Source organism: Rhodococcus sp. C1 (genome assembly GCF_020809065.1).
GTDB lineage: Bacteria > Actinomycetota > Actinomycetes > Mycobacteriales > Mycobacteriaceae > Rhodococcus_F > Rhodococcus_F qingshengii.
This window is the reverse complement of record NZ_CP078080.1, coordinates 1,373,425-1,396,435: the sequence shown is the minus strand read 5'-3', so window position 1 is coordinate 1,396,435 and position 23,011 is coordinate 1,373,425. Positions and strand designations below refer to the sequence as shown.

General features: G+C 60.8%; 39 protein-coding genes. 23 read left to right on the top strand and 16 right to left on the bottom strand.

Annotation, left to right across the window (positions count from 1 at the left end; all coding sequences use genetic code 11):
* Positions 1–146: 146 nt before the first annotated feature.
* On the top strand, positions 147–869 hold the full coding sequence (locus tag KTR60_RS06465; protein WP_021333851.1) for a hypothetical protein: 723 nt from the start codon (positions 147–149) through the stop codon (positions 867–869).
* 33 nt (positions 870–902) lie between these two features.
* Here KTR60_RS06465 and KTR60_RS06460 read toward each other — a convergent pair whose 3' ends face one another.
* From KTR60_RS06460 to KTR60_RS06420, 10 genes are all read right to left on the bottom strand, one after another.
* Positions 903–1,100 (bottom strand): CsbD family protein, encoded by a 198-nt coding sequence (locus KTR60_RS06460; protein WP_007726588.1) that lies wholly within the window; start codon positions 1,098–1,100, stop codon positions 903–905.
* 90 nt (positions 1,101–1,190) lie between these two features.
* Positions 1,191–1,454, bottom strand: a complete 264-nt coding sequence (locus tag KTR60_RS06455; RefSeq protein WP_003943661.1) for a GlsB/YeaQ/YmgE family stress response membrane protein — start codon at positions 1,452–1,454, stop codon at positions 1,191–1,193.
* Positions 1,455–1,676: 222 nt separating this feature from the next.
* A complete protein-coding gene (locus tag KTR60_RS29180) occupies positions 1,677–1,799 on the bottom strand; it encodes a hypothetical protein (RefSeq protein ID WP_003943707.1) in 123 nt (40 codons plus the stop codon).
* 64 nt (positions 1,800–1,863) lie between these two features.
* The gene (locus KTR60_RS06450) at positions 1,864–2,448 is read right to left on the bottom strand and encodes a hypothetical protein (RefSeq protein ID WP_118602922.1); all 585 of its coding nucleotides are present in this window, start codon (positions 2,446–2,448) and stop codon (positions 1,864–1,866) included.
* A complete protein-coding gene (locus KTR60_RS06445; protein ID WP_065456024.1) occupies positions 2,445–3,014 on the bottom strand; it encodes a DUF6286 domain-containing protein in 570 nt (189 codons plus the stop codon). Before KTR60_RS06445 ends, KTR60_RS06450 begins: the two co-directional genes overlap by 4 nt.
* A complete protein-coding gene (locus KTR60_RS06440; RefSeq protein ID WP_019747452.1) occupies positions 3,011–3,403 on the bottom strand; it encodes an Asp23/Gls24 family envelope stress response protein in 393 nt (130 codons plus the stop codon). The genes KTR60_RS06445 and KTR60_RS06440 overlap by 4 nt, the downstream gene beginning before the upstream one ends.
* Positions 3,396–3,575 carry a hypothetical protein gene (locus KTR60_RS06435; protein WP_003943629.1) on the bottom strand — a complete coding sequence of 60 codons (180 nt, stop codon included), beginning with the start codon at positions 3,573–3,575 and terminating at the stop codon, positions 3,396–3,398. Before KTR60_RS06435 ends, KTR60_RS06440 begins: the two co-directional genes overlap by 8 nt.
* A gap of 38 nt (positions 3,576–3,613) precedes the next feature.
* Entirely contained in the window at positions 3,614–3,802 is a 189-nt protein-coding gene (locus KTR60_RS06430) for a hypothetical protein (protein WP_007726577.1), read from the bottom strand.
* Positions 3,803–3,872: 70 nt separating this feature from the next.
* Entirely contained in the window at positions 3,873–4,157 is a 285-nt protein-coding gene (locus tag KTR60_RS06425) for a hypothetical protein (protein ID WP_042452304.1), read from the bottom strand.
* Complete coding sequence (locus KTR60_RS06420) at positions 4,154–4,618, bottom strand: Asp23/Gls24 family envelope stress response protein (protein ID WP_003943699.1); 465 nt, start codon at positions 4,616–4,618, stop codon at positions 4,154–4,156. The genes KTR60_RS06425 and KTR60_RS06420 overlap by 4 nt, the downstream gene beginning before the upstream one ends.
* 186 nt (positions 4,619–4,804) lie before the next feature.
* Between KTR60_RS06420 and KTR60_RS06415 the strand changes: the two genes are divergently transcribed.
* Both KTR60_RS06415 and KTR60_RS06410 read left to right on the top strand, forming a co-directional pair.
* A complete protein-coding gene (locus tag KTR60_RS06415) occupies positions 4,805–5,383 on the top strand; it encodes an RNA polymerase sigma factor (RefSeq protein ID WP_007726571.1) in 579 nt (192 codons plus the stop codon).
* Positions 5,380–5,871: a hypothetical protein gene (locus tag KTR60_RS06410; protein ID WP_218960345.1), complete on the top strand. Its 492-nt coding sequence runs from the start codon at positions 5,380–5,382 to the stop codon at positions 5,869–5,871. The genes KTR60_RS06415 and KTR60_RS06410 overlap by 4 nt, the downstream gene beginning before the upstream one ends.
* Before the next feature lie 220 nt (positions 5,872–6,091).
* Here the strand turns inward: KTR60_RS06410 and KTR60_RS06405 are convergent, their stop codons facing one another.
* Positions 6,092–6,340: a hypothetical protein gene (locus tag KTR60_RS06405; RefSeq protein WP_007726566.1), complete on the bottom strand. Its 249-nt coding sequence runs from the start codon at positions 6,338–6,340 to the stop codon at positions 6,092–6,094.
* 167 nt (positions 6,341–6,507) lie between these two features.
* On the opposite strand from KTR60_RS06405, the gene KTR60_RS06400 reads away from it, so the two are divergent.
* The 4 genes from KTR60_RS06400 (at position 6,508) to KTR60_RS06385 (ending at position 9,373) form a co-directional block, all read left to right on the top strand.
* Positions 6,508–6,696: a PI-type proteinase gene (locus KTR60_RS06400; protein WP_136472457.1), complete on the top strand. Its 189-nt coding sequence runs from the start codon at positions 6,508–6,510 to the stop codon at positions 6,694–6,696.
* Positions 6,697–6,955: 259 nt separating this feature from the next.
* Positions 6,956–7,375, top strand: a complete 420-nt coding sequence (locus KTR60_RS06395) for an STAS domain-containing protein (protein WP_007726563.1) — start codon at positions 6,956–6,958, stop codon at positions 7,373–7,375.
* Positions 7,372–8,859, top strand: coding sequence for an alpha,alpha-trehalose-phosphate synthase (UDP-forming) (locus KTR60_RS06390; protein ID WP_064075809.1), 1,488 nt, complete (start codon positions 7,372–7,374; stop codon positions 8,857–8,859). Before KTR60_RS06395 ends, KTR60_RS06390 begins: the two co-directional genes overlap by 4 nt.
* Before the next feature lie 136 nt (positions 8,860–8,995).
* Complete coding sequence (locus tag KTR60_RS06385) at positions 8,996–9,373, top strand: hypothetical protein (protein WP_007726560.1); 378 nt, start codon at positions 8,996–8,998, stop codon at positions 9,371–9,373.
* 24 nt (positions 9,374–9,397) lie between these two features.
* Here KTR60_RS06385 and KTR60_RS06380 read toward each other — a convergent pair whose 3' ends face one another.
* On the bottom strand, positions 9,398–9,700 hold the full coding sequence (locus tag KTR60_RS06380) for a MerR family transcriptional regulator (RefSeq protein ID WP_003943719.1): 303 nt from the start codon (positions 9,698–9,700) through the stop codon (positions 9,398–9,400).
* Positions 9,701–10,058: 358 nt separating this feature from the next.
* On the opposite strand from KTR60_RS06380, the gene KTR60_RS06375 reads away from it, so the two are divergent.
* From KTR60_RS06375 to KTR60_RS06360, 5 genes are all read left to right on the top strand, one after another.
* Positions 10,059–10,217: a hypothetical protein gene (locus KTR60_RS06375; RefSeq protein ID WP_003943664.1), complete on the top strand. Its 159-nt coding sequence runs from the start codon at positions 10,059–10,061 to the stop codon at positions 10,215–10,217.
* A gap of 84 nt (positions 10,218–10,301) precedes the next feature.
* A complete protein-coding gene (locus KTR60_RS06370) occupies positions 10,302–10,847 on the top strand; it encodes a Dps family protein (protein WP_003943731.1) in 546 nt (181 codons plus the stop codon).
* 73 nt (positions 10,848–10,920) lie between these two features.
* Positions 10,921–11,055 carry a hypothetical protein gene (locus KTR60_RS29175; protein ID WP_256082897.1) on the top strand — a complete coding sequence of 45 codons (135 nt, stop codon included), beginning with the start codon at positions 10,921–10,923 and terminating at the stop codon, positions 11,053–11,055.
* Between the two features lie 48 nt (positions 11,056–11,103).
* Positions 11,104–11,775: an ANTAR domain-containing response regulator gene (locus tag KTR60_RS06365; protein ID WP_042925720.1), complete on the top strand. Its 672-nt coding sequence runs from the start codon at positions 11,104–11,106 to the stop codon at positions 11,773–11,775.
* A 185-nt stretch (positions 11,776–11,960) separates the two neighbouring features.
* Complete coding sequence (locus KTR60_RS06360) at positions 11,961–12,278, top strand: WhiB family transcriptional regulator (RefSeq protein WP_003943622.1); 318 nt, start codon at positions 11,961–11,963, stop codon at positions 12,276–12,278.
* 9 nt (positions 12,279–12,287) lie between these two features.
* Here KTR60_RS06360 and KTR60_RS06355 read toward each other — a convergent pair whose 3' ends face one another.
* Positions 12,288–12,725: a hypothetical protein gene (locus KTR60_RS06355; RefSeq protein ID WP_039972685.1), complete on the bottom strand. Its 438-nt coding sequence runs from the start codon at positions 12,723–12,725 to the stop codon at positions 12,288–12,290.
* A gap of 237 nt (positions 12,726–12,962) precedes the next feature.
* On the opposite strand from KTR60_RS06355, the gene KTR60_RS06350 reads away from it, so the two are divergent.
* Together KTR60_RS06350 and KTR60_RS06345 are read left to right on the top strand one after the other, a co-directional pair.
* Positions 12,963–13,397, top strand: a complete 435-nt coding sequence (locus KTR60_RS06350; RefSeq protein WP_003943620.1) for an ATP-binding protein — start codon at positions 12,963–12,965, stop codon at positions 13,395–13,397.
* Positions 13,394–14,176 carry a SigB/SigF/SigG family RNA polymerase sigma factor gene (locus tag KTR60_RS06345; RefSeq protein WP_003943639.1) on the top strand — a complete coding sequence of 261 codons (783 nt, stop codon included), beginning with the start codon at positions 13,394–13,396 and terminating at the stop codon, positions 14,174–14,176. Before KTR60_RS06350 ends, KTR60_RS06345 begins: the two co-directional genes overlap by 4 nt.
* Before the next feature lie 16 nt (positions 14,177–14,192).
* Here KTR60_RS06345 and KTR60_RS06340 read toward each other — a convergent pair whose 3' ends face one another.
* A complete protein-coding gene (locus KTR60_RS06340; protein WP_003943680.1) occupies positions 14,193–14,441 on the bottom strand; it encodes a hypothetical protein in 249 nt (82 codons plus the stop codon).
* 329 nt (positions 14,442–14,770) lie between these two features.
* On the opposite strand from KTR60_RS06340, the gene KTR60_RS06335 reads away from it, so the two are divergent.
* The 3 genes from KTR60_RS06335 (at position 14,771) to KTR60_RS06325 (ending at position 16,792) form a co-directional block, all read left to right on the top strand.
* Positions 14,771–15,208, top strand: a complete 438-nt coding sequence (locus KTR60_RS06335; protein WP_054187566.1) for an STAS domain-containing protein — start codon at positions 14,771–14,773, stop codon at positions 15,206–15,208.
* 86 nt (positions 15,209–15,294) lie between these two features.
* A complete protein-coding gene (locus KTR60_RS06330; RefSeq protein ID WP_003943713.1) occupies positions 15,295–16,272 on the top strand; it encodes a YihY/virulence factor BrkB family protein in 978 nt (325 codons plus the stop codon).
* A 316-nt stretch (positions 16,273–16,588) separates the two neighbouring features.
* A complete protein-coding gene (locus KTR60_RS06325; protein ID WP_003943666.1) occupies positions 16,589–16,792 on the top strand; it encodes a cold-shock protein in 204 nt (67 codons plus the stop codon).
* A 128-nt stretch (positions 16,793–16,920) separates the two neighbouring features.
* On the opposite strand, the gene KTR60_RS06320 is transcribed toward KTR60_RS06325, so the two are convergent.
* Entirely contained in the window at positions 16,921–17,160 is a 240-nt protein-coding gene (locus KTR60_RS06320; protein ID WP_003943717.1) for a CDGSH iron-sulfur domain-containing protein, read from the bottom strand.
* Here KTR60_RS06320 and KTR60_RS06315 point away from each other — a divergent pair, their 5' ends adjacent.
* Positions 17,161–18,210, top strand: coding sequence for an iron-containing redox enzyme family protein (locus KTR60_RS06315; RefSeq protein ID WP_058038939.1), 1,050 nt, complete (start codon positions 17,161–17,163; stop codon positions 18,208–18,210).
* On the opposite strand, the gene KTR60_RS06310 is transcribed toward KTR60_RS06315, so the two are convergent.
* Positions 18,167–18,865, bottom strand: a complete 699-nt coding sequence (locus KTR60_RS06310; protein WP_037131016.1) for a HemK2/MTQ2 family protein methyltransferase — start codon at positions 18,863–18,865, stop codon at positions 18,167–18,169. The two genes, KTR60_RS06315 and KTR60_RS06310, sit on opposite strands and share 44 nt — an antisense overlap.
* A gap of 109 nt (positions 18,866–18,974) precedes the next feature.
* Here KTR60_RS06310 and KTR60_RS06305 point away from each other — a divergent pair, with 109 nt between their 5' ends.
* The 5 genes from KTR60_RS06305 to KTR60_RS06285 all read left to right on the top strand — a co-directional run bounded on the left by KTR60_RS06305 (position 18,975) and on the right by KTR60_RS06285 (position 22,978).
* Positions 18,975–19,742 carry a GAF and ANTAR domain-containing protein gene (locus KTR60_RS06305; RefSeq protein WP_003943624.1) on the top strand — a complete coding sequence of 256 codons (768 nt, stop codon included), beginning with the start codon at positions 18,975–18,977 and terminating at the stop codon, positions 19,740–19,742.
* A gap of 233 nt (positions 19,743–19,975) precedes the next feature.
* Positions 19,976–20,680, top strand: a complete 705-nt coding sequence (locus KTR60_RS06300) for a glycosyltransferase (RefSeq protein ID WP_228401968.1) — start codon at positions 19,976–19,978, stop codon at positions 20,678–20,680.
* Positions 20,677–21,615: a hypothetical protein gene (locus tag KTR60_RS06295; RefSeq protein WP_007726542.1), complete on the top strand. Its 939-nt coding sequence runs from the start codon at positions 20,677–20,679 to the stop codon at positions 21,613–21,615. The genes KTR60_RS06300 and KTR60_RS06295 overlap by 4 nt, the downstream gene beginning before the upstream one ends.
* Positions 21,609–22,367 carry a PIG-L deacetylase family protein gene (locus tag KTR60_RS06290; RefSeq protein ID WP_003943643.1) on the top strand — a complete coding sequence of 253 codons (759 nt, stop codon included), beginning with the start codon at positions 21,609–21,611 and terminating at the stop codon, positions 22,365–22,367. Before KTR60_RS06295 ends, KTR60_RS06290 begins: the two co-directional genes overlap by 7 nt.
* Positions 22,364–22,978, top strand: coding sequence for a class I SAM-dependent DNA methyltransferase (locus KTR60_RS06285; RefSeq protein WP_042926398.1), 615 nt, complete (start codon positions 22,364–22,366; stop codon positions 22,976–22,978). The genes KTR60_RS06290 and KTR60_RS06285 overlap by 4 nt, the downstream gene beginning before the upstream one ends.
* Positions 22,979–23,011: the final 33 nt, after the last annotated feature.

The window sequence follows — 23,011 nt, the reverse complement described above, 5'->3', positions numbered from 1 at the left end:
CGAGACTTTTGTTACGGCATGTCACATGATTAGCAATCACCACCACTGGGAAGTCGAAAGACGCCACTGAAAAGCCCGTCAATACGCCTGAACGTCCGTCCAGTCCGGGCGCTTCACGGGCGGAGAATTCTCAGATAAAGGAAGCTGTGACGATCAATTCGATCATCCCCGCCGGCAAGAGTGCGATCGGGAAGCTGGTCGGTGCGCCGTTCCACTTCGCATCATCGCTGCGCATGGCCAGGGTTTTTCACCCTCACGGGATCGAACTGAAGGGAACATTGAAGCCGGCCACCCCATGGTGGCCGGTATCGGAGTCGTCGACGATTACCGTCACCGCTCGAATGTCGAAAGCCCTCGGAACACCCGGAGACCTACCCGACGTACTCGGCCTGGCGCTTCGGTTGCACGATGTCGGCGCAGATGAAAACCCGTGGGACATTCTTCTCGCAACATCAGGACTTTCTACCTTCTCGAAAATGTTTCCAGCTCCGGCTTTCTCGTGGAACGGCGCGAGGTACAGCACACTGGTTCCTTACTCACGCGCGGGCGGTGCCGCGGCGTGGCTGATCGTGACACCGCGCGGTGTCCATCCGGCCGGCACTTCTTTGTCTGCATTGAAAGCTGCGGTCGATCATTCCCCGCTGCACTTCTCCGTGTACCTCGCGAGAATTCAACTTCAGTTGATACCGATCGGGCATCTCTGTCTCGACGAGGTCGAGGACCACCCGGATTGCCTCCAGCCGTCCTTCGATCCGATTCTGAACACACCGGCCCACATGCGCATGCTTCCGGAGTGGCTCGCAGAAACGCGCAAGTTCGCGTATCGCGGTAGCCGCAACGGCCGAGGAGACACACAAAAGCGCGGTTGACCGGACGTGCCGATCAACCGCGCCGAAGCTCACTCAGCTTGTGAACTTGTCCTTGATATCCGAGACCTTGTCACTGACAGTGTCGCCGGCCTTCTTGACCTTCGCCTCGCCCTGATCGGCAACACCCTCGGCAGCCAGATCATCGTTGCCCGTGGCGTTTCCGAACTTTTCCTTCGCTTCGCCGATGAGATCCTCAGCGCGGTGCTTTGCCTTGTCGATGAAGTCAGACATGTATTTCTCCTTCTTGGATTCGGTCGTGCGTTCGGCCGTGGAATTCGGTCGTGGATTCAGTCGAACTCGAACTGCGTGGACAAATGCGTGTCAGCGTTTTCCGGTGACTGCCTTGACCAGGAACAGCAAGATGACGGCGCCGAGGAGGCAAGTGAGGAAGCTGAAGATCCAGCCCGCGCCCTCGACATCGACGCCGAAGACTCGAAGCAGGAAACCACCGATCAGACCGCCGATGACACCGACAACGATGTTGAGGAAGATCCCCTGCTGCGCATCGGTTTTCATGATCTTACTGCCGATCCAACCCGCCAGTCCACCGATGATGATCCAGGCGATGATACCGAGAGGAAGCATTTGAACTCCTTAGAGTAAAGAGGGGCGGCGCAATGAGAGACTGCCGGTAAAGGGAGAGTTCCGAGCGATCGGCCCGCGCAACTAGACCGTGATCGCGGTTAGTGTTTGCACACAACCGGACTCTCCACCGCACGACGCGGGGGATCGTGCACTCAGTAGCAGCCACATTGTCTGCTTACCTTTCTATCAGGTGTTCACGACAGAACCAAAATGACTGGCGATTCACCACATACGAGAAACGACACTCACCGACGCACACATGATCAGCGTCACGACGATCGCGATCGCCATCGAGGTCACGGTCGCCAGGAGCACCGTGACGCACAGTGCCACAGCAACATCCATGACTCTGTGCACGATCGGGAGGTCTACCAATACCCGGTCACCGGGAGGCTCAAACCTCGATTGATCAGAGAGTTCTCGGCTCATCGCGTTTCGCGCTTTCCACGGCGATGTGAGTTCTGGTCGCGACGGATGGATCACCGACCACCGACTCGACTTGATCCCCCGTGTCAGTGACGCGAGAAATCAACTCGGACAACGTTTCCGATCCGGATACGACGCTACGTCTCAATGTCACTCGCAAATCGATCGTGCGAACTCCACGATCGAGCAACGCTTTTCCTCGGACACGCGACACTTCGTCGAAGTCCTCCAGTGATGCGCTCGCCCCTTCCGCCACCGCACCCAGATCCGCGGTGATGGAATTGTGCGAGTTCGACCCAGGGACCGTGATCTCCTTCACCCGACGCAGCGGCACATGCGCGATCAACCACCGCAACGCGAGGAGGACTAGCAATACTCCCCCAGCTCCGACAGCCCATGGCCACCACGAGTGATCGACAAGATCTTCAGCCCACGGGATCTCGATACGCGCCGGGAAATCCTTGATCACGTCGCGATTCCACAGGATCGCTGCAACTCCCAGCGCTATCGCGAGCATCCCCACGACGCATGTCGCCACGCGATCCATCGCCGTCGCCGTCCGAGTCATGACAGCGATCCCGTCTGGATACGAACCTTGATTCGCGGCGATGGTGACAGCGACCCGGCCAAGTCCCCCAGCACCGCACGGATTTCCGATTCAGCGGTGGCGGCTCCATCGGGCGTGACCGAGGCCTTCACTTCCAGCTTGCGCCGGGTCGCGTGTGACGAAGCGGATCGAACCTGGGCCAGTGACTCGACGCGAACAGACGCTATCGCCGCTACATCGGCGGGATCGATCCACGTATTCGCGACTCCGACCAAGGCATTGGCAGTCTTTCGTCGCGGTTTGAGTCCGAGGATGACGAACCACAGGCCGAGAACGACGGCTGCGATCCCCGCCGGCAACATCCAACCCTGGTACGCGAGCCCGTCCACATATGCGGCAGCACTTGGTATCCACTGCGACCCGGTGATCACGCCGGTATCCACCAGCGCGTCGCGGACGCCGACCACGCCGAGCGCAAGTAGCGCCGCGGCGATGAGGAATCCCGTGACGGCCGATCCGGGCGCCGCAAGGGGAACAGGAGCAGCAGCCCTCGAGGCATTGGGTGGTGCGACCTTGTCGGCGGTCATCGCACTTTCCTTCCCGCGTCACGCTTGGTCGATGCCGGGAGAACGCTCACGATCGCCACGTCCACGCCGTCTACGTCCAGGCCCGATACAGACTGCAACTGGGTTGTCACGTTCTCTCGCACCGCGGTACCGATGACCGACAAGGATCCGGGCCACTCGATCGCGATGTCCACCTTGGCCCGTACCCGCTTGCCGGATACCAGCACTCGCGCCCTCGGCAATTCGCGCCCGGTCAGTTTGTCCATGCCGGCGGCGTGATGGCGCACCCCCGGGGTTCCGCGCGTCGCCTCGAGAACCAACTTCTGCGCGACTCTGTCTCGAATCGTCAGCGTTCCGCGATCGCCCGGCTCACCAAGCACAGACGACTCCGGTCGAGCTGTCTCAGCCACGTCCGCGACCCTTCAGCATCACACCGAGATCGAACTCGCCGTCACGCTGACCACCGACGAGGTATCCGATCACACCGAGAACCAGAGCGATGAGGAATCCGGTGAAACCGCCTGCAGCAGCTGCGACTCCGAGAAGTAGTCCTGCCAGTAGGCCGACAGTCGAGGTGGTCATGTGAATCCTCCGTTGTGGATGATGTTCGTTGGTGCGAGTCAGATCTCGGTGTAGGTCTTGGCACCCGGAAACCGAGCGCGCAAACGCGTGTACTGGGTCCGAGCGGGTTTCGCTATCTGCCGCATCGTGCCGCGCAGTGTCCTGCGCACACCCACACCGATCGGGGACGCGAAGTCCCGGTCGACGCGTTCGAGCGCTCGATTGAGTGCGTCGGCAGATCCGCCCACGTCGGGGTGGTAGCTCCTGATCGCCTCTCGGCGTGCGGATCGGCGATCAGGAACTGGACCACGAGAGTGCTCAGGCATCGTGCGCACGACCGACTACGTCTTCCACTGTCACGTTCACGGGGCCTGTAACGAGTCCTGAAACCGCTTGGCGGATACGTAAAGCCGTATCTCGAACGGCGGCGTCGGCGAAGATGCACACATGGATGTCTGTCGACGACTCCGTCACCCGCACGCCGACGACGCGGCGACCGGGGAGGTACGTGCCAACCTCGCCGAACATTCCGGCATGAAGCGAGGCGACCCCAGGTATCCCCGTCACAGCCGCCGCGATGGTGTCGGCGATTTCGGAACTCACTGCACCCGTGCAGTCTTGGGCTCGCCGGTTTCGTCGTCACTGCCCTCGTCGAGGTGAACGTCGTGAACCGTGATGTTCACCTCGGTCACTTCGAGACCCGTCATCCGTTCGAGCGCCGCAATGACGTTGCGGCGAATGCCGGTGGCCAGATCGGCGAGCGATACGCCGTACTCGGCCACGATGTCGATGTCGACCGCTGCCTGCTTTTCGCCGACCTCGACCGATACTCCCTGGGAGTGATTGACACTCGCGCCGGGGATCCGCTCGCGCAGTGCCCCGACAACCCGCGACGCTCCGCCGCCGACGTCGTACACGCCGCTCACCTCTCGCGTAGCGATGCCGGCAATCTTCGAGACAACGGTGTCGGCGATCGACGTCTTTCCTTGCGAACTCACGAGAGCCGAGTCGTTCGATGATGCAACATCCTTCGTAGATGCTGTCGCAACCTGCGTGCTGACCATTGTCATCTCCTCCTGTTGATCGATCTACCTGTGTAGTCGTCACTCGAAGGCAAAACCGAATGCCCCAGTCAGGTGACGTGCATCACTGACACTTGTTAGTTACTGTCCGTAACATTCAACGCCCCGGCCGGGCGAACAATCTTCGAACGCAGCCGAGTTTTCCGCATTTCCGCGAGAGGAGCGACTGTGGCGTTACCGCATACACAGGGGCTCACCGAAGCACCTGACGGTTTGGACACCGCGACAGTGAACGCTGCGATACTCGGCGACCGAGAAGCATTCGAGTCACTGGTGCACTACTACGGACCTGCACTTCACCGCTATGCGCGTCGCATGCTCGCAGACGAAGGTGACATTCTCGAGGTAGTCCAGGACACCTTCGTGGCCGCCTGGCGTCGACTCGATTCGTTTCGTGGCGAATCGTCGATGCGAACATGGCTTTTCGCGATCTGTTCCCGAAAGATCGTGGACAGCTATCGAATCAAGAGAGCTCAACCGATCGACGACAGATTGCTCGATCCTCTCGTGCCGTCTCCCGAGGCCGGCCCGTTCGACACGACCTCGAACTCCGCGTTCCTCGAGGCACTGGAAGAAGCGTTGGGTGAACTGCCTTATCGCCAGCGTGCGGCATGGACGCTGCGAGAGGTGGAGATGCTCACGTTCGTTCAAATCGGCAAGATTCTAAGACTCACCCCGGATGCGGTGCGCGGGCATCACCATCGTGCACGGGCTAACCTGAGTGAACGAATGACGAGGTGGCGATGACTGAATCACGAACCGACGCATTGATGGCGCACGCATCCGACGTCCTGCGGAACGCTCCCGAGCCGGGCTGGGATCGAATCAGCGACAAGGTGATCCGGGCGCTACGGTCGACCTCGGCGTCCGGTTGGCCGCTCGACGCACACGCGTCGGAAGGTCCACGTCTAGGCACGGTGTCGGTGAGCGATCACGTACTCCGCACCCACTTGGCCGCCGAGATACGTTCTCGGCACCACTGCTCGCCGAGCAGCATCGAGTTCTTCGTCGACGGCCACGAAATACGTTCACTACGTATCGAACTGGCAGCGCCATACGGAGTGGATCTGGCCGAACTGTCGGACCGGGTTCGATTCACCGTCGTCGATGTCGTTCACCTGATCCTCGGCGACACGGACCCACCGGTCTCTGCAGAGAGCATCCACGTCGCCGTAGTCGACATCGTCGATGATCTACCTGCCGAAGGGAACACCAAAAGCCACTCCGAACACTAGGTGTTTGTTCGGCAAGTGTTTGGGAACCCGGCACTCATGACCACTCCCCCACCACCGGATCCGGGCCCCGCCCCCGACCCGGGGCCGCCGACACCACCGGCGCCGACACCACCCGATCCGATGAATCCGCCGCCCGTGCCACCGACTCCGACGCCACCGAACCCGTACCCTCCGGATCCGATCCCGCAGATCTGACGTCGGCTGCCCCGAACTTCGGAGTTCAACCGCCGAGTTCGGCGATCATCTCGCTCAACGATTCTGCGGCGATACGTAGTTCACCTTCGTCGGGATTGTCGGGTGAGGACGGTAGACGTTCGGCCAACTGCTCGCGAGTGACAAGCGAGATACCCTCGAGACCGAACCCTTCTTCATCGGGGACGTAGATCTCGATCTCGCCCCCGACCGCTACCAGTTCCGAATGGGGGCCACTGCCCAGCAGTGCACGCAGGTGTTCGGTCGTCACGGTCATATGGTTCACGTGAAATCTCCTGCTTCGGTGACAGCTGACTTTGCCGGTATGGACTCGACGTGACGTACTGGCTCGACGTGACGCACTACCCCCTACTGAGTACCCCTCGCGGGTGAGCAGGAAACGACAAGTACATGAACAACGACTTCCCGAAGGAAACGCACACCATGAGTGAACAGAATTCCACCGACCGCACGGATCAGACGGACGAGCCGCAGACCACCGGCACCGACCACGGTCCGGGAACCGGCTCCGACACCGCACCCAAGGACGTTCAGACCGATCCGTCGGGCGAACGTACGTGGGCCGACGAGGGCGGAGCCTCGAGCACCGGCCCGGCGACTGACACCGACTGATCCCGGAAGGTCTGAACCATCGGGACCAAGGTCCCGTGGGCCGACGCTCATGGGACCTTGAAATCCGTACGGATCTAACGCTTTTCACCTGGGTTTTCGCGATGCGGTAAGGTAGGCACTCAGCACGGTTGAGTACCCAGCCGTTGAAGACGAGCACGGTTCGTGCGTTGCTTCCCGTGCCGTTTCCCGGTTTCGAACGAAACCGTTTCGAACCAGACCGTTCGAACGAACCGTTTCGAGCAATCCGTCAGGAGTTTCGATGAACGAGTTTTCGAGAACTACAGATGAGCGTACGGACAGTCCCCCCACCTTCACGACGACCTGTGCCGAAAACATTCAGTCGCTCGTGGTCAGCGGCGAGATCGACGTCCGGTCCCGAGCTGATTTCGCTGCCTGCGTCGACGACCTGATCGGTGAGCGACACCCGTTCGTACTCGACTGCTCGGACGTCCAGTTCATCTCCGTCGGAGGTCTTTCCATCATCGAGACTCTGTCGGCCAAGGCACGGAGGCTCGGCGTGCCGTGGACGCTCGTCGCAGCGCACCCTGTCAGGCGTCCGCTGTCTCTTCTGAAGATGGACACCGACATCGTGTACACCGACTCGACAGCCGATGCAGTCGCGTACCTGTCCTCGACCTCCGTCCTGGACGAGACCCTGGCGGAGCCGATGTCGGCGTGAGTACCGATCTCGAAAAGCTCTCCGAATTCGTCGTCGTCGCAAACCGACTGCCGGTCGATCTCGAAACCGACGAAGACGGAAGCAAGAACTGGAAGCGAAGTCCGGGTGGGCTCGTCACTGCGCTCGAACCCATCCTCCGACAGCGGGATGGCGCCTGGGTCGGCTGGCCGGGGGTCGCGGACGAGAAGGTCGATCCGATAGTGGTTGACGGCCTTCGTCTGTTTCCCGTCGAGCTGACCTCTCAGGACCTCGCCGAGTACTACGAGGGGTTCTCCAACGACACGTTGTGGCCGCTCTACCACGACGTTCTGGTGGCTCCGACGTTCGAGCGGTCGTGGTGGCACACCTACGTCGCGGTCAACCAGCGGTTCGCCGAGGAAACCGCGCGTTGCGCCGCGGACGGAGCGACTGTCTGGGTGCAGGACTATCAGTTGCAACTTGTGCCGGCGATGCTGCGCGAGCTGCGGCCAGATCTGACGATCGGGTTCTTTCTTCATATCCCGTTCCCTCCGGTCGAGCTCTTCATGCAGCTTCCGTGGCGCAAGGAGATCGTCAGGGGAATGCTGGGCGCCGATCTGATCGGCTTCCACTTACCTGGTGGCGCAAACAATTTCCTGTTCTTGGCCCGCAAACTTCTCGGCCTCAAGACGACGACCGCGGGCGTCGGTGTTCGAAGTGCGCTCGGGCATGTGGATTTCGATTCTCGCGTCGTCAAGGTGGGCGCCTTTCCCATCTCCGTCGATTCTGCCGAACTCGAGCGCCAGTCGAAAAGCGATTCGGTCCTGCGTCGCGCGCGCGAATTGAAGGAAGAGCTGGGAAATCCCGAGAAAATCTTGCTGGGAGTCGACCGGCTGGACTACACCAAGGGTATCGACCTGCGGCTTCAAGCCTTGAAGGAACTCCTCGACGAGGATCGTCTGGATCCGGAGAAGTACACGATGGTGCAGCTCGCGACGCCCAGTCGTGAACGCGTGCAGCACTATATCGACCTGCGTAGCGTCATCGAAGAGCAGGTGGGCCGCATCAACGGTGACCACAGTCAGATCGGCCGCCCCGTCGTTCACTACCTGTATCAGCCGGTCGACCGTGAAGAACTGATCGCACTGTTCGTCGCTGCCGACGTCATGCTCGTGACGCCGATGCGCGACGGGATGAATCTGGTGGCCAAGGAGTACGTGGCCTGTCGTGGCGACCTCGGAGGTGCTCTCGTTCTCAGCGAGTTCACCGGTGCCGCAATGGAATTACGACAGTCATACCTGGTCAACCCGCATGATTTGGACGGCGTGAAGAATACGATCCTGACCGCGGTTCATCAGGATCCGAAGGAAGGCCGTCGCCGTATGGCTGCGCTGCATCGACAGGTCATGACACACGATGTGCATCAGTGGGCCGAGTCGTTCCTGACTGCGCTTGCCCCACCCGGACCGCTTCCGGACGATCAGTTCGTCACGGAGCGTGAGTCGAACTTTGCGCGCAACAACTGACCCTCACGGGCTTGCGTCAGTGCGCTCGGAGGCTCGAGCTAGGATTGGTTTCAGTTCATCGTCAAGCAGCGGCTGCGAACTGATCTCCTCGACATAGCCGTGCAATGCTGCATCGGCCCAGAAAGACAGGCCGACCATGCCCCTCACGATGAAGTACTCCGAAACCTACAACGACGCTCTCATTGCGCTCGCTGCCGCTACTCATCGGCCGGCCAACGTGGTGAACCTGTTCGGCGAGTACGCCATTCGTGTTGACCTCGAATACAACCGGTTCCTTCTGGCGACCAATACCGCGGCTGGACTCTCCGATCGACCCGACAACGGAGAATCATGGCTGGTGCGGTTCTTCCAATCCGAGAACACCGACACTCCGGATCGCCTCCTCGCGGAGGCGTCGCATCAATGGTTGGTCGATGCTTTGGACGCCGCGCTCGAACAGATCGCAGCGGCAGGGAACAAAATCTCCGCCGACGCGGACTTCGGCGACCCTACCCGCACCGAAACTCCATCCTGAACGGCATCGTCTCGAGCAGCACCACTAGTCCCCCTCGGCGGTCAACTGGCTGATTCGAGCCGCTAAGACTGCATTCTCGGCCTCGAGGGACAGAATCAGACGAATACCGACGAGATTGACTCCGTCGTCGATCAGCGCGGTGATTCGTCCGAGCGTATCCAGGTCGGCCTCGCTGTACCGGCGCGTACCGCCATCGGTGCGGGTTGGTGTGAGCAAGCCCCTTCGCTCGTAAAGGCGCAGCGTCTGAGGTCCTACCCCGGACAGTTCAGACATCACTGAGATCCCGTACACGCCGCGCAGCGCCCGGGTCTGGGATTCCGACGTCACTGGAACCTCCTAGTTCGGTGTCGGCTGTCTCAATCGGCGTCACCCGACCTTAGCACCATCACGCAGTGAATCTGACGCCCAGGACATAGATTCAAGCGTGTCCAGGACCACTGACAACAAGAATCGTCGAGCAGAAAGGGCGTGAAATGGCAGATCAAAGCCGATTTCGACAAGATTGCACAATGCGCTTTCCTTCGCCCGCGAATCGAAGTAGCCTTGCCAATTATCTACATCGGCTGATATAGATTTTGTAGCACCTGAAAGCGCCATAACTGGAGCTCGAAGGCGCAGAACACCCAGACGTCGGAGTCGGTGGTTCAGCCGACTCCCTCACGGCACACTCTTCACCGGGAGCAAGATGACGACGATCGACATCCCGCCCACACAGGGCGAGAGCACCACCGGCATCGGAATCACTGTCGCAAGTGCGACTTTGACAACCGAAGAGGTCAAGCGCCGAATCGCGATGATGTACGGCGACCCGGTGACAGAGGAGCCAGTAGCACTCGCGCACTGAACCTGACCGACACGCGATCCGATTGACGATGGCGCGAGACCGCCCCACTGGAGGGCGATCCCCATCAAGACGAGAGGAAAACATATGTCCGAGTTCACCGTACCGGGACTGAGCAGCGCAGACGGTTCGTCCGTCGCCGATATTCTGCAGGAACGCCTCAGCGCCTACAACGATCTTCACCTCACGCTCAAGCACGTTCACTGGAACGTCGTGGGCCCCAACTTCATCGGCGTGCACGAGATGATCGACCCCCAGGTGGAGTTGGTTCGCGGCTACGCCGACGATGTGGCCGAACGTATCGCGGCACTGGGTAACTCGCCCAAGGGCACCGCGGGAGCAATCGAGCGCGATCGAACGTGGGACGACTACTCCGTCGGCCGCGACGACGCTCGTGCGCACCTCGCTGCGCTCGACCTCGTCTACACCGGGATCATCACCGACAGTCGCACCGCAATCGACAGCGTCGGCAAGATCGATCCGATCACCGAGGACATGTTGATCGGCCAGACGGCGCAGTTGGAAAAGTTCCAGTGGTTCGTTCGTGCTCACCTCGAGAACTCGGGTGGCAGCCTCGTACACGAAGGCGCGTCCACCGAGCAGGATGCCGCAAATGAGGCGCGTCAGAACTGACGCACCGTCCGCGGTTTCGGCCGATCGGGGGTCGGCCGAAATCGCACTCCCCACAACAGGAAAGGGCAAGAGCATGTCTGCGGACTCGCGCGGCACGTCGACACAAACACGTCGCGAGTATCAGATGTTCGTGTTGCAGCAGCGTTTGTTGTTCGGATCGATCGTGGCAGGCACCGCCCTCGGAGTTCTCGCGATCACCTACTTCTGAAATATCAGGGGCCGCAACCGTCGAAGACAGGACAGAAACGACACAATCATGAGTTCGAGCACTCTCCGCTCGATCGTTCGTAGCGATCGATTTGCGGCAAGCAGTTCTTCTCTTCTGCTCGTGGACAGCGATTTTCGTATCCAGGGCGCAAACGACGAATACCTTGCCGTATCCGGTCGCAGCCTCGATCAATTGCACCGAGTGGAAGTGTTCGAAGCCTTCCCCGACAATCCCGACGACTCGTTTGCCGATGGAATCTTCTCGTTGACAGCGTCATTCGAGCGCACGATGCGGTCCCGAACTCGGGACGCACTGCCGACTCAGCGTTACGACGTGCGCGACGAGCGCGGGAGCGGGATGTTTGTCACCCGCTATTGGAATACGGTGAATTCCGCCGTCACCGATGATGACGGCAGGGTCATCGGTGTGCTTCATCGTGTATACGAGGTTCAACGACCGCTGGCTCAGCAGTCCAGTTCGGCGTCAGACGTCCTCACCCGCCTTCGCGCGGAAAATGACGAACTGAGAAGAGCTTTGGATTCTCGGCCCTTGATCGAGCAGGCCAAGGGATTACTGATGGCCGAGCGTGAGTGCTCGGCCGACCAAGCCTTCGACTTTCTGGTCCAGATGTCGCAGGAATGGAACGTCAAGGTGCGCGACATCGCCGGTGGTCTTGTCGCCGCAGCAGAACGACGTGCCGTGGATCGAAAGAATTCCTGACGACCGGGATTCAAAAGTTGTACGGCTGGGTAATGACCGACCAGAGGTACCCCCGAAATCTTCCCCCTCGAGGGAGGAGCCTCGAAGGTCCCGCCGGTTCAGGCCGGCGGGACCGAGCTTTGCCTTAACACCCGACCTGGATCCGCGATCCGAGTCGAGTTCGTCACGCAGCGAAGGGAACGTCCATGTTCATGCGCTCCTACACATCTCCCAGGCCCCTTGCCGACGAGTGGGATTGGCAACTGTCCGGCACCTGCCGCGACACCGACCCCGCTCTGTTCTACGACGACACGAACGAGCGCGGCTCCAGGCGAGCGAAGCGCGAGAGTTCGGCGAAGCTGGTGTGCGCCAGATGCCCTGTCGTGCAGAGATGCCTGGTGCACGCCATCCAGACCGGGGAACCCCACGGAATCTGGGGCGGCATGACGGCGACCGAGCGAGAATCGTTGCGCAAAGCTCGAACTGAACCACTGATCAGTGCCGCGACGAGCTCACGAGAGTAGATAGGAACCTCAGGGCCTGGCCTCGTGGTGCCGCAAACCGTGCGTGCGGCGTCGCTCCTTCATCTCGGCTTCGAAGAGGTGCGGCACTCCGCCTGCCAGCTTGTCGCGCACCACTTTCTCGCATTCACGAAAAAACGACCAGTAGTTCTCGTCGAACTCTTCGACCAACTGGAAAGTCCAGCGCCCCTCGACCACGTTCCGGCCCATCAACTCGCCCTCGACCTGATCGGCCAGGTCGTCGTTGCCGCTGGATCGCAGTAGCTCGACGACCTCGTCGAGCATCAGATCGGCATGCCCTATCAGCTGATGGAAGTCGTACAGAGCACCGCGTGCCCGTTCCACCGTTTCAAGGGCGTTCGACAGCACTCCTGCCGCCTTCACCTCGTCATCAGTGACACCTTCCGGTCGTATGTGTACGGGGATCTGTCTGTCCGAATGGGTGTCCATGAAGCGGCTGTACCCGAACGACGCGAAAATGAAAGATGAGGATTCGGTACGTCCGCACCACAGGTGATGTGTCTCACAATTCATCCTCTAGTTCGGGTAAAGAGGGTTAGTTCGCCGGGCGAAGGGTAATCCAAGGCCATGAATACTTCCGGGGTAGAGATGGCTGGCACGCACGGCCGGTACCGGTCCTTGCCTCGGTCCGCCGGAATTACGCCACATCTACCTACAGGAAGCCCCTTGATCCCTCTGTCGAGTCCGACCGAAACCGAACTAACTCACGACTCCATCGCCTCGCTCCGCGTCCGCGCGTCGTACTCTCAACTTCCCACTCTGCGCGGAATCACCCGAACGGTTGCCAACAACACCGGACTCGATGTCGACGGAACAGCCGACCTTGCTCTGGCGATGGACGAAGTCGCGAGCATCCTCATCGGCCACGCGATACCGTCCAGCGACTTGACTTGCCGATTCGACACCGTCGGCCGCACACTTCGGACTGTCGTGTCCGTGATCGCGCACTCCGAGATACCCGACAAGTCGCACAGCTTCGGATGGTTCGTTCTCGAAGCGCTGGTCGATTCCGTCCGCTTGGAACAGTCGGAAATCGACGCGGACGGTCACATCACCCTGACGATGACGCTTGAAAAGGGCTTGCCCCAGGAGCGTGCGTGACCGCTGTCCCACCGGACAAGAAGGACCAGTACGAAACAGCTGTCGAACTGTTCGTCTCGATGGCCTCGCTTCCGCCGAATGATCCCAGCCGAGAAAAAATAACCACCTCGATCATCGAACTGTGCCTACCCCTGGCCACACACGTCGCTCGCCGATACCAGGGGCGTGGCCAGCCTTTCGAGGACTTGGAGCAAGTTGCTCGCGTCGGGCTCATACAGGCCGTGCAGCGATTCGACGTCGACAAAGGATCGGATTTCCTCTCGTTCGCCGTCCCGACCGTCATGGGTGAGGTTCGCAAGCATTTTCGCGATCACGGCTGGTCCGTGCGAGTGCCTCGTAGCCTTCAGGAACGGCACCTTGCCCTCAACCGGGCGCTCACGACTTTGTCCCAGACGCTCGGCCGTGCACCGACAGTCGCGGAACTCGCCAAGGAACTCGACATCGAACCGGACGAGGTCGAACAAGGTTTGACCGCCGGTAATTCGTACCGAACCACACCGCTCGACACCGCGTCCGCCGGCGACGGGAGTGGTCTGACTCTGATAGACACTTTGGGACAGTACGACGAAGCGATCAGTCGGATCGACAATCACGAAACCCTGCGGCCCGCGCTCCTGGCACTACCGGAGCGCGAGCGCACGATCGTCGTTCTCAGATTCTTCGGCCATCTCACCCAATCCCAGATTGCCGAAAAGGTCGGCATCTCTCAGATGCATGTATCCAGAATCCTCACTCAGTCACTGAAGCAGCTACGCACCGAGATGGGTGAAATCTTCTGAAGGTACGTCTCGAGGATCAGATGTATTCCTGCGCAAGACGTTCCAGCTCGTCTCGATCGATGAGACCGGGCTGGCCGATGTCGAGGGCCTCGAGATACTTGTTGGCGAGGCGGTAATCGTGCCCCCACCGGCCGTGCTCGCCGTCCTGCTCGGTGCGCTGCACACTGGAACCGGGCGGAACCTCGTCCCGCAAACCGTTGGTCTCCGCGCCGATCAGTGTGTCGAGCTTGGTCGAGATGGCCGTGAGTGCATCGCGGTCGTTCATCTGATTCCCTTCGTCCGGTGACGCTGATCTTCCACCATACCGAAGCGTCGACCAAAAACATTGCACCGCTTAATATTCGACCTCTCACCTGGACCGATTCACGCCCTCGAGCTACACTGAACGGTACCGAGGTTGAGAATACAGCCGGGGTTGAAGCCACTGGCGCTCGGTTCGCATCAAGGCTCTGGATCAGGTGAGCATTTCCTGCGCACATCTGTACTGTTCATTTCCATTGAGCTCTAAAGCTTTCCACGCCTGGACGCATTAACTTTCCGCGCCGCCAGATCGGTCGTCAGCCTTTCGATGAAAGCACACAGACCGGATCTGCCATGAATCTGAATGAACTCGACCACACACCGATCGATTCCATCGATCCCTCAACACAATTGGGGCCGATCGTGGAAACGCATGGTTTCGCGGCCTGGCGGATAGCGCCCTCGACAGTCCTGATCCAGGTCGAGGTCGACCTCGACAAACTCTCCGCCCCAGCACTACGAGAACTTCTCAACTCGTACGCTGCGGAGTGGTCTCGCGTCATTCTGGACTTGTCCAACTCACTGTTCGTCGGTGCGGTCTGCCTCGAACTGTTCGCCGAGCTGAACTCCCGTTCGCGAGCCAACGACTTCCAGTGGGCCGCGATCGGGTCACACCCGCTTCGACGCTTGCTTCGCGCGGCGCGGGCGGAAGAGGAATTCCCGGTCACCAACTCTGTCGAGGGAGCAATGCGCGCGCTCGACGAAGCAGAGAAGTCACTCGAAGCCTCCTGACGCGACGGCTGCACCGGCGTCGAGCGCCGGGCGCTCGCAGCGACTAAGGTTCGTCGGGCTGTCCGACGAGCTGAGAGAGACCGAGAATGACAATCGCCAAGCGCCTCGATGCCTTGCAACAGAAGCATCCGGCCCTGGGGTTCCCGATAGCGGTCCTCTACAAGTTCCTCGACGATCAAGGTGTTTATCTAGCCGCGCTGATCGCTTACTACGGCTTCGTCTCGCTCTTTCCTCTTCTTCTGTTGCTCTCGACCATTCTCGGCTTCGTGCTGTCGGGCAACCCTGAGCTTCAGCAACAGATCTTGGACTCCGCGCTGCATCAGTTTCCGGTGATCGGTGACGACCTGGGCAATGCGCAACAGATCGGCGGCGGTGTCACGGGTCTGGTGATCGGAATCGTCGGTGGTCTCTACGGTGGCCTCGGTGTCGCTCTGGCTTGCCAGAACGCGATGAACACGGTGTGGTCGGTGCCCCGAAACATGCGACCGGATCCCATCCGCGGGCGTCTCCAAGGGCTACTACTCCTCGGCACGATCGGTCTCGCGATCTTGGGGACCACCGCTGTCTCCAACATCGGTGGTGCGCTTCATCTGGGCGGTTCGTTCAGCTTCCTGCTGACCCTTGCGGTAGTCGTCTTGAATGCGGGCATCTTCATCGTCGCTTTCCGGCTCACCTGCGCCCGCCCGCTCTCGGTAGCCGATGTGGCACCTGGAGCGATCGCCGCTGCTGTTCTCTGGCAAGCACTTCAGTCCTTCGGTGCCCTCTATGTGACCTCTGTGGTGCGGGGTGCCTCTACCACCAATGGCGTCTTTGCCATCGTTCTGGGTTTGTTGGCCTTCTTGTTCCTCGCTGCAGCCTCGATCGTCATGTGTGCGGAAATCAACGTCGTGCGAGTCGACAAACTCCATCCGCGGGCGTTGTTGGCTCCGTTCACCGACAACACCGAACTCATCGAAGGCGATCGGCGCACCTTCGCCGATCAAGCAAAAGCACAACGCGCGGTTCCCCACGAGAACATCCATGTGACGTTCGACGGGCACACCAAACCCGACGATTCGGACTGATCTCGACCCCGATCGAGTTGGGTATTTGGTCCCCTCCTCGGTATCGGGGTGGCATTCTGCGCCGCGAATCCAGATTTAACACAGGTGTTGTCATTTCACGCTGCATCGAAGGGACGAATACATCACAGCAGGTGAACGCGCATAGTTGAACAATCACCTGCTTGCGACGTGGTCCCGGAACGGGACAAAGCCGTCAAATACTGCAACTCGCCATGCATGTAATTGGAGACAGAAAAAGAAGAGCATGGCAGGATCAGGTGTGAGACCGGACTCTCGATGGGAGGGCTCGGCTCGATGGATCCAGGAGAATTTGGTTATGGCTCAGGGCAGTGTCAAGTGGTTCAACGGTGAAAAGGGCTTCGGATTCATCGAGCAGGAAGGTGGCGGACCGGATGTGTTCGTTCACTACTCGGAGATCCAGGGCAGCGGCTACAAGTCCCTCGACGAGGGCCAGAAGGTCGAGTTCGAGATCGGACAGGGCCAGAAGGGCCCCCAGGCTCAGAACGTTCGCGCCATCTGAGTTCGATCCCAGTCTGACTTCAGACTGAAAAGGCTGGACGCTGCACCGCATGGTGCCGGCATCCAGCCTTTTCTTGGTTTCCGGATCGTCTTGGTTCACGGGTCGGGCTTGTTCCGAATTGGCACCGGTTACGTCGCTCTCGCCCGCTTCTTCTTGTGGGAGCTGTCGCAGAACGGCGCGATGCCGGTCCGCCCACATCGACACAATGCAACCGTAGAGCGCTTGTTCTCTATCGGAGTGCCGTCGTCACGGAGCAACTCGAAGTCACCACGCACCAGCAGCGGGCCGTCCGTGCAGGCGGTTATGGTGGTGTTGTTACCGGGAACACTCGGTGTTTCGGCAGATGACGATTCGGGAAACGCGGTCATATGTCCTCTTCAGTTCTCGATTCGGCCACTGGTGTGCCCACTTCCATGCCTGTTCCACAGGCCCGCGGCCCACTGAGCGCCACTCTCGTTTCCATTCTGCGCTCCTCGGCCGATCCGAGGGAGATCACGGCTGCCGCTGACGCGTACGAGGATGCACAGTCCACCGACCTCACCTACGACATTCTTCGTGACGACGACGCTCAGCTGACCCTGACGCTCCTCTACGAGCTTCATTTGCAGGGAATCGAGAACGTCTCGGACAAATGGGAGTGGAATCCCGACCTGCTCGCGGTGCGGTCTCGGCTCGAAGAGCGCTTTGAGTCCGCCATCGCGCAGCTCGTGGGGACAGTGGAGTCGTCTGGCGACGTCGTGGCCGACCTCTGGTCGATGACCGCCCCCAGTGCAGGCCCCGGTCTTGCGTCCTTCATGGCGAAGGATGCAACGATCGATCAGTTCTCGGAGGTGCTGATTCACCGTTCGCTCAATCAGCTCCGCGAGGCGGATGTGCACACCCTCGGAATTTCGCGCCTCTCCGGTGCCGTCAAGGCCGCCCTCGTCGAAGTGCAGAGCGACGAGTACGGAGGCGGCCGCGCAGAGCGAATGCATTCGCGTCTTTTTGCCGACACCATGCGGGCTGTGGGTCTTTCGGACCGCTACGGCCACTACATCGATTCTGTTCCCGCGGTAACGTTGGCGTCGTTGAATGCTCTCTCGCTCTTCGGTTTTCATCGCCGCCATCTCGGAACGCTGGTCGGGCACCTGTGCGCTGTCGAGACCACGTCTGCGCTGCCGAGCAAACGATACAGCGCAGGACTGCGCCGACTCGGATTCGGTTCGGGCGCGACACTGTTCTACGACGAGCACGTGGAAGCGGATTCCGTTCACGAACAGATCGCCGTTCGGGAACTTGCCGGCGGTCTCGCTTCTTCGCAGCCGCACCGCACTGATGACATCTTGTTCGGCGCCGCAGCGTGCCTGGCGTTCGACGATCTTCTCGGCGATCACCTCACATCGAGTTGGGAGAAGGGCAAGACTTCGTTGCGCGAATGATCACGAGTTGTTCGATTTCCTGACCGGTGGTGATCAACCCTCGTGCCTCGAGCATGGTGCGCCTCTCGCGCATCACGGGCCCGAAGGGCACGTACTTCCGGGCTGAAATCTCTACGGCCATACCGTGTTCTTCGAGTATCGCCTCGGTCTTGTCGACCCCACACAGCACCGATTGCAAGAGAAGCAGTGTGCCGCCCGGGACGAGCACCTCGTGCACGGTGGCTGCGATCCTGTCGATGAGGGCGCGTCCGTCCTTGCCTGCGTCCCAAGCACGTTCGATTCCAGCGGTAGGGAGATCATCTGCAAGAGCAGGGACGTACGGCGGGTTGGAGATCACCAGATCGAAGAGTTCGCCGTGCACCGCCTCGGTGAGGTCGCCACGACGGGAGTCGATCGAGGTTCCGTTGAGGATCCCGTTGAGACGAGCATTGGCACACGCTCGGCGAGATATGTCGACCGCGACGACGTGGCCTGCGCCTGCCGCGGATGCCGCGACAGCGAGGGCGCCGGTCCCCGTGCACAGATCCAGCACCCGACTGCGAGCGGTGAGGCGCTCGAACAGCAGCGCATCCGCCAGTAACGACGTGTCGTGTTGCGGTGGATACACACCAGGTAAACGCAGGATCATCATCGGCTCCTCTTTTTCAGGCGACATCGCACATCGCTGCGTGCGGCTACCCAGGAACCTCGGATTTCATGCAACATCGAAGCAAAGACCGCCTGGAACGGTTACATCGCCGCACTTTGCGGAGTAGACCTGAATCATGACAGGCAATGCGGACACCCCACAGGGAGCCGCGGCGTTTGCTTCCGCAGCAGATTCGCTCGACACCCTCGCCGAAGCGATTGCCGGACTCCGGTCCACTCTGAACACGGACGCGCATCTCGACTCCATGCTCCAACGTCTGGCCGAGACGGCGGTCAAAGCGCTGCCGGATGCCGATGCTGTCAGCGTGACGGTGCTGTCCGCCGATGGCCCACGAACTGCTGCATCTACCGCGGACTACCTTTCCGCGATAGACGATGCCCAGCATTCCGCCGATCGTGGTCCGTGCGTTGACGCCGCGCGCACCATGTCGTCGGTTCGGTCGAAGGTGGGTGATCACGACGACAAATGGCCGGAATTCACCGCCGAGGCCCGGAAACAAGGTGTCCGGTCCTACTTGTCCGTGCCGCTCACCATGGGCGAAGGAAGCACCGAACTTCTCGGCGCGTTCAACGTCTACGGATTCGCCTCGACAGAGTTCAAGCCCTTCGACGAAGAGTTGATGAAATTGTTCACCGCCGGTGCGGGCGCGGCGATCGCAGATTCACGACGCTGGCGTCAGGCACACGAGCACATCGAACAGTTGCACTGCGCCATGGAATCTCGTGCCGAGATCGAACAAGCCAAGGGCGTGCTGATCGCCATCCACGGCATCGACGCCGACGAAGCATTCAGCCGACTCGTTCAGCAATCGCAGCACACCAACGTGAAACTGCACGAGGTGGCCCGGATGCTCGTCGATTCGGTGCGCCACCGCCGGTTCTGAAGATTCTTCGGTGCAAAACCCCGTTTTGCACCCGAAAGCACAGTCGCAAAACCCCGTCTTGTACCCCGCCGGCACATCTCTCAAACGTATCCAGAGATGTTTCACCGAAACAGTTTTCGACCTGCACGGCTGCTGGCGGTCGCGCGGCGGCACCCGTCCGAAATGTGGTTATCTGTTGAGAACCGGGACGAAAGAAGACCCGACCGTACCAGGGTGAGGAAAGGATCGTCACTGTGCCAATCGACCAGGTTCTTGTCGTAGTTCCCGCCCACAACGAAGCCGAAGACCTCCCCAATTGCCTTCGTGCACTCGCAACAGCGGCGTCGGCTTGCGTTGTCCCCGTCCGAGTGGTTGCCGTCCTCGACAACTGTTCGGACGGAACCGCGGGGGTCATCCCCGACGGGGTGGAAGTACTCCGCGTCGAGCATCAGAACGTCGGCCGTTCGCGAGCGACGGGTTTCTCTGCGTTCGGCTCGGATTTGGGGGCCTCAGCGTGGTTCGCCACGACCGATGCCGATTCGGTGGTCGGCCCCACCTGGATTGCGCGCCAATTGGAGTATGCGCGTACTGCGGACGTCGTCGCGGGCACCGTTCGCATCGCGGACTGGGAAGGCCATCCGCACTCCGTTCGCGAACGGTACGAACGTATGTACCACGCACATCCCTATGGTCGACACGGTCACGTCCACGGTGCCAACCTCGGTGTCCGCGCCGATATGTACTGGGACGTCGGAGGATTCTGCGATCTCGAAGAAGACGAGGATGTCGATCTCGTCCGGCGGTTGAGCGAGGCCGGTGCCTGTATCGCGTGGGCAGAGGACATTGCGGTCACCACGTCTGCGCGTCTCGACGGCCGAACTCCGGGCGGCTTTGCCGGACATATCCGTAACCTGGGTGGTAAGACCGCCGATAACGAAGAAGCGGAGCTGGCACGATGAAACGACTACACACACTCCTGGACGCAGGTGGACTGTACTTGCCGCTGCCCGGCGGCGGCGCGACGGCCGCACGGTGGACCTCCCTGGCAGAGCTCACACGGGAGAATGTGGTTCTCGGCCGGATGGCTGAGGCTCACACCGATGCCGTCGCGATACTCACCGAACTCGACGGACCGGATCCCGAACCCGGGCAGCTGTGGGGAGTGTGGGCGGCCGAGCCACCCCAACCTGTGGTGAATGCGTCTGAGCACGTGGGGATCTGGACGCTCACCGGTCGCAAGTTGTGGTGTTCCGGCGCCAACACCTGCACGCATGCACTGATCACCGCCTTGGTCGACGGTGTCCCCTCCCTCTTCGCGGTCGAGCTCGGACTACCTGGGGTGCATCCCGTTCCCGATTCGTGGAAGGCCGTCGGTATGGCCGAAAGCGACTCCAGCGCGGTCGACTTCGACATGGTTCCGGCCATACCGGTCGGGACGGCAGGCGACTACCTGAGCCGCCCGGGGTTCTGGCACGGCGCGATCGGCGTGGCTGCATGCTGGTACGGCGGCGCCTGCGGCGTCGCTGATCCGTTGTACGACAAGGCTGCAAGCAGCGAAGACCCCTACGTACTCGCACACCTCGGTGCGGTCGATGCAGCGCTCGCCGCAGCGCGCAACGCGCTCGCAGTCGCGGCGGCCGAGATCGATGCGGATCCCTTCGACGAAAATGCTGAGGCCATGCAGCGGGCACTCCGTGTGCGCGCAATTGTCGAGCGCGCCGCTACCGAGACCCTGGATCGGGTGGGACGCGCTCTCGGCGCCGCACCGCTCTGCATGGACGCCGCGCACGCCGCACGGGTAGCCGATCTCACCGTCTACTTGCGGCAGAGTCACGCCGAGAAGGATCTCGCCGAGCTGGGCCGGATTGCAGCCAAGGGGAAACGGCCGTGGTGAACTCGAAACTGTTCGCGCAGAAACCTGTCGACGACGGCGGTACTCCCGAATCGACATGGCGGGAGTGGGGAAGAAGTTTTCCGGAACTGGATCTCACCGGATGCTCACGATTGATCATCGTCGCTCCCCATCCCGACGACGAAATACTCGGTCTGGGCGGAACCGCTCTTCTGGCAATACTTTCCGGCATCAGTGTTCAGGTCGTATCTGTCACCGACGGCGGAGCTTCGCATCCCGATTCACCGACCGTGACTCAGCCCGAGATGGAACGCCGTCGACGGTCCGAGTCGGATCGGGCAGCGCGTGTCCTCGGAATTCCCACACCGGTTAGATTGAGCATCCCGGACGGAAAGATCGGCGAGAACCGACAGGAGTTGACCGACCGCCTCAGCTCGATTCTCGGTGATTCCTCGGCGGATACCTGGTGCGCCTCCACGTGGCGCGGGGACGGCCACCCGGACCACGAAGCCACCGGAGACGCGGCGGCGAGGGCGTGCGCGGACACTGGATCGCGATTGATCGAGTATCCCATCTGGGCGTGGCATTGGGCCGCGCCGGATCATGCGGCAGTCCCGTGGGAAAGAGCACGAAAGGTGACCTTGCCCTCCGACGTTCAGGCTGCGAAATCTGCTGCCACCAATGAGTTCACTTCACAGATCGCTCCGCTTTCCGATCATCCCGCGGATGCACCCATCCTCCCCCGCCACGCGATGGAACGATTACTGAGGCCGTACGAGACGGTGTTCGTATGAGCGATCGTGAACTCCCCGCGGATTACTTCGCCAAGATGTATGCCGCACAGTCCGACCCATGGGATTTCGAATCCCGCTGGTACGAGCAGCGGAAGTACGCACTCAGTGTCGCTATGCTCCCGAAACCTCGATACCGTCGCGCATTCGAACCGGGGTGCTCGATCGGGGTTCTCACCGAGAAGTTGTCCGAGCGCTGCGACAGCGTTCTCGCCACCGACATCGTCCCGACCGCACTCGAGAGCGCTCGTGCGAGGCTTACCGGACATGACTCCGAATTTCGGCTCTGGGCGTTGGGTGACGACTGGTCCGACGAAACCTTCGACCTCGTCGTCATCAGCGAAGTCGGCTACTACCTGACCTTCGAAAAGCTCATCGAGGCAATGCTGCAGGTCGTCGAGCATCTCGAGCCTGGCGGAACGCTGCTGTGCGCCCATTGGCGTCACGTCGTACCGGAGTATCCGCAAAACGGTGACGCTGTTCATTCGGCTGTGCGCCAGACCCCGGGGTTGGCGCAGTTCGCGTCGTACCAGGACGAGGACGTGCTGATCGATGTCTTCGTGAAGGGTCCGCCGTCACCACCGTCGGTAGCTCGTTCCGAAGGTCTGATCTAGTAGACCTGTGCGCGGTTGAGGAGTGTGGGGACT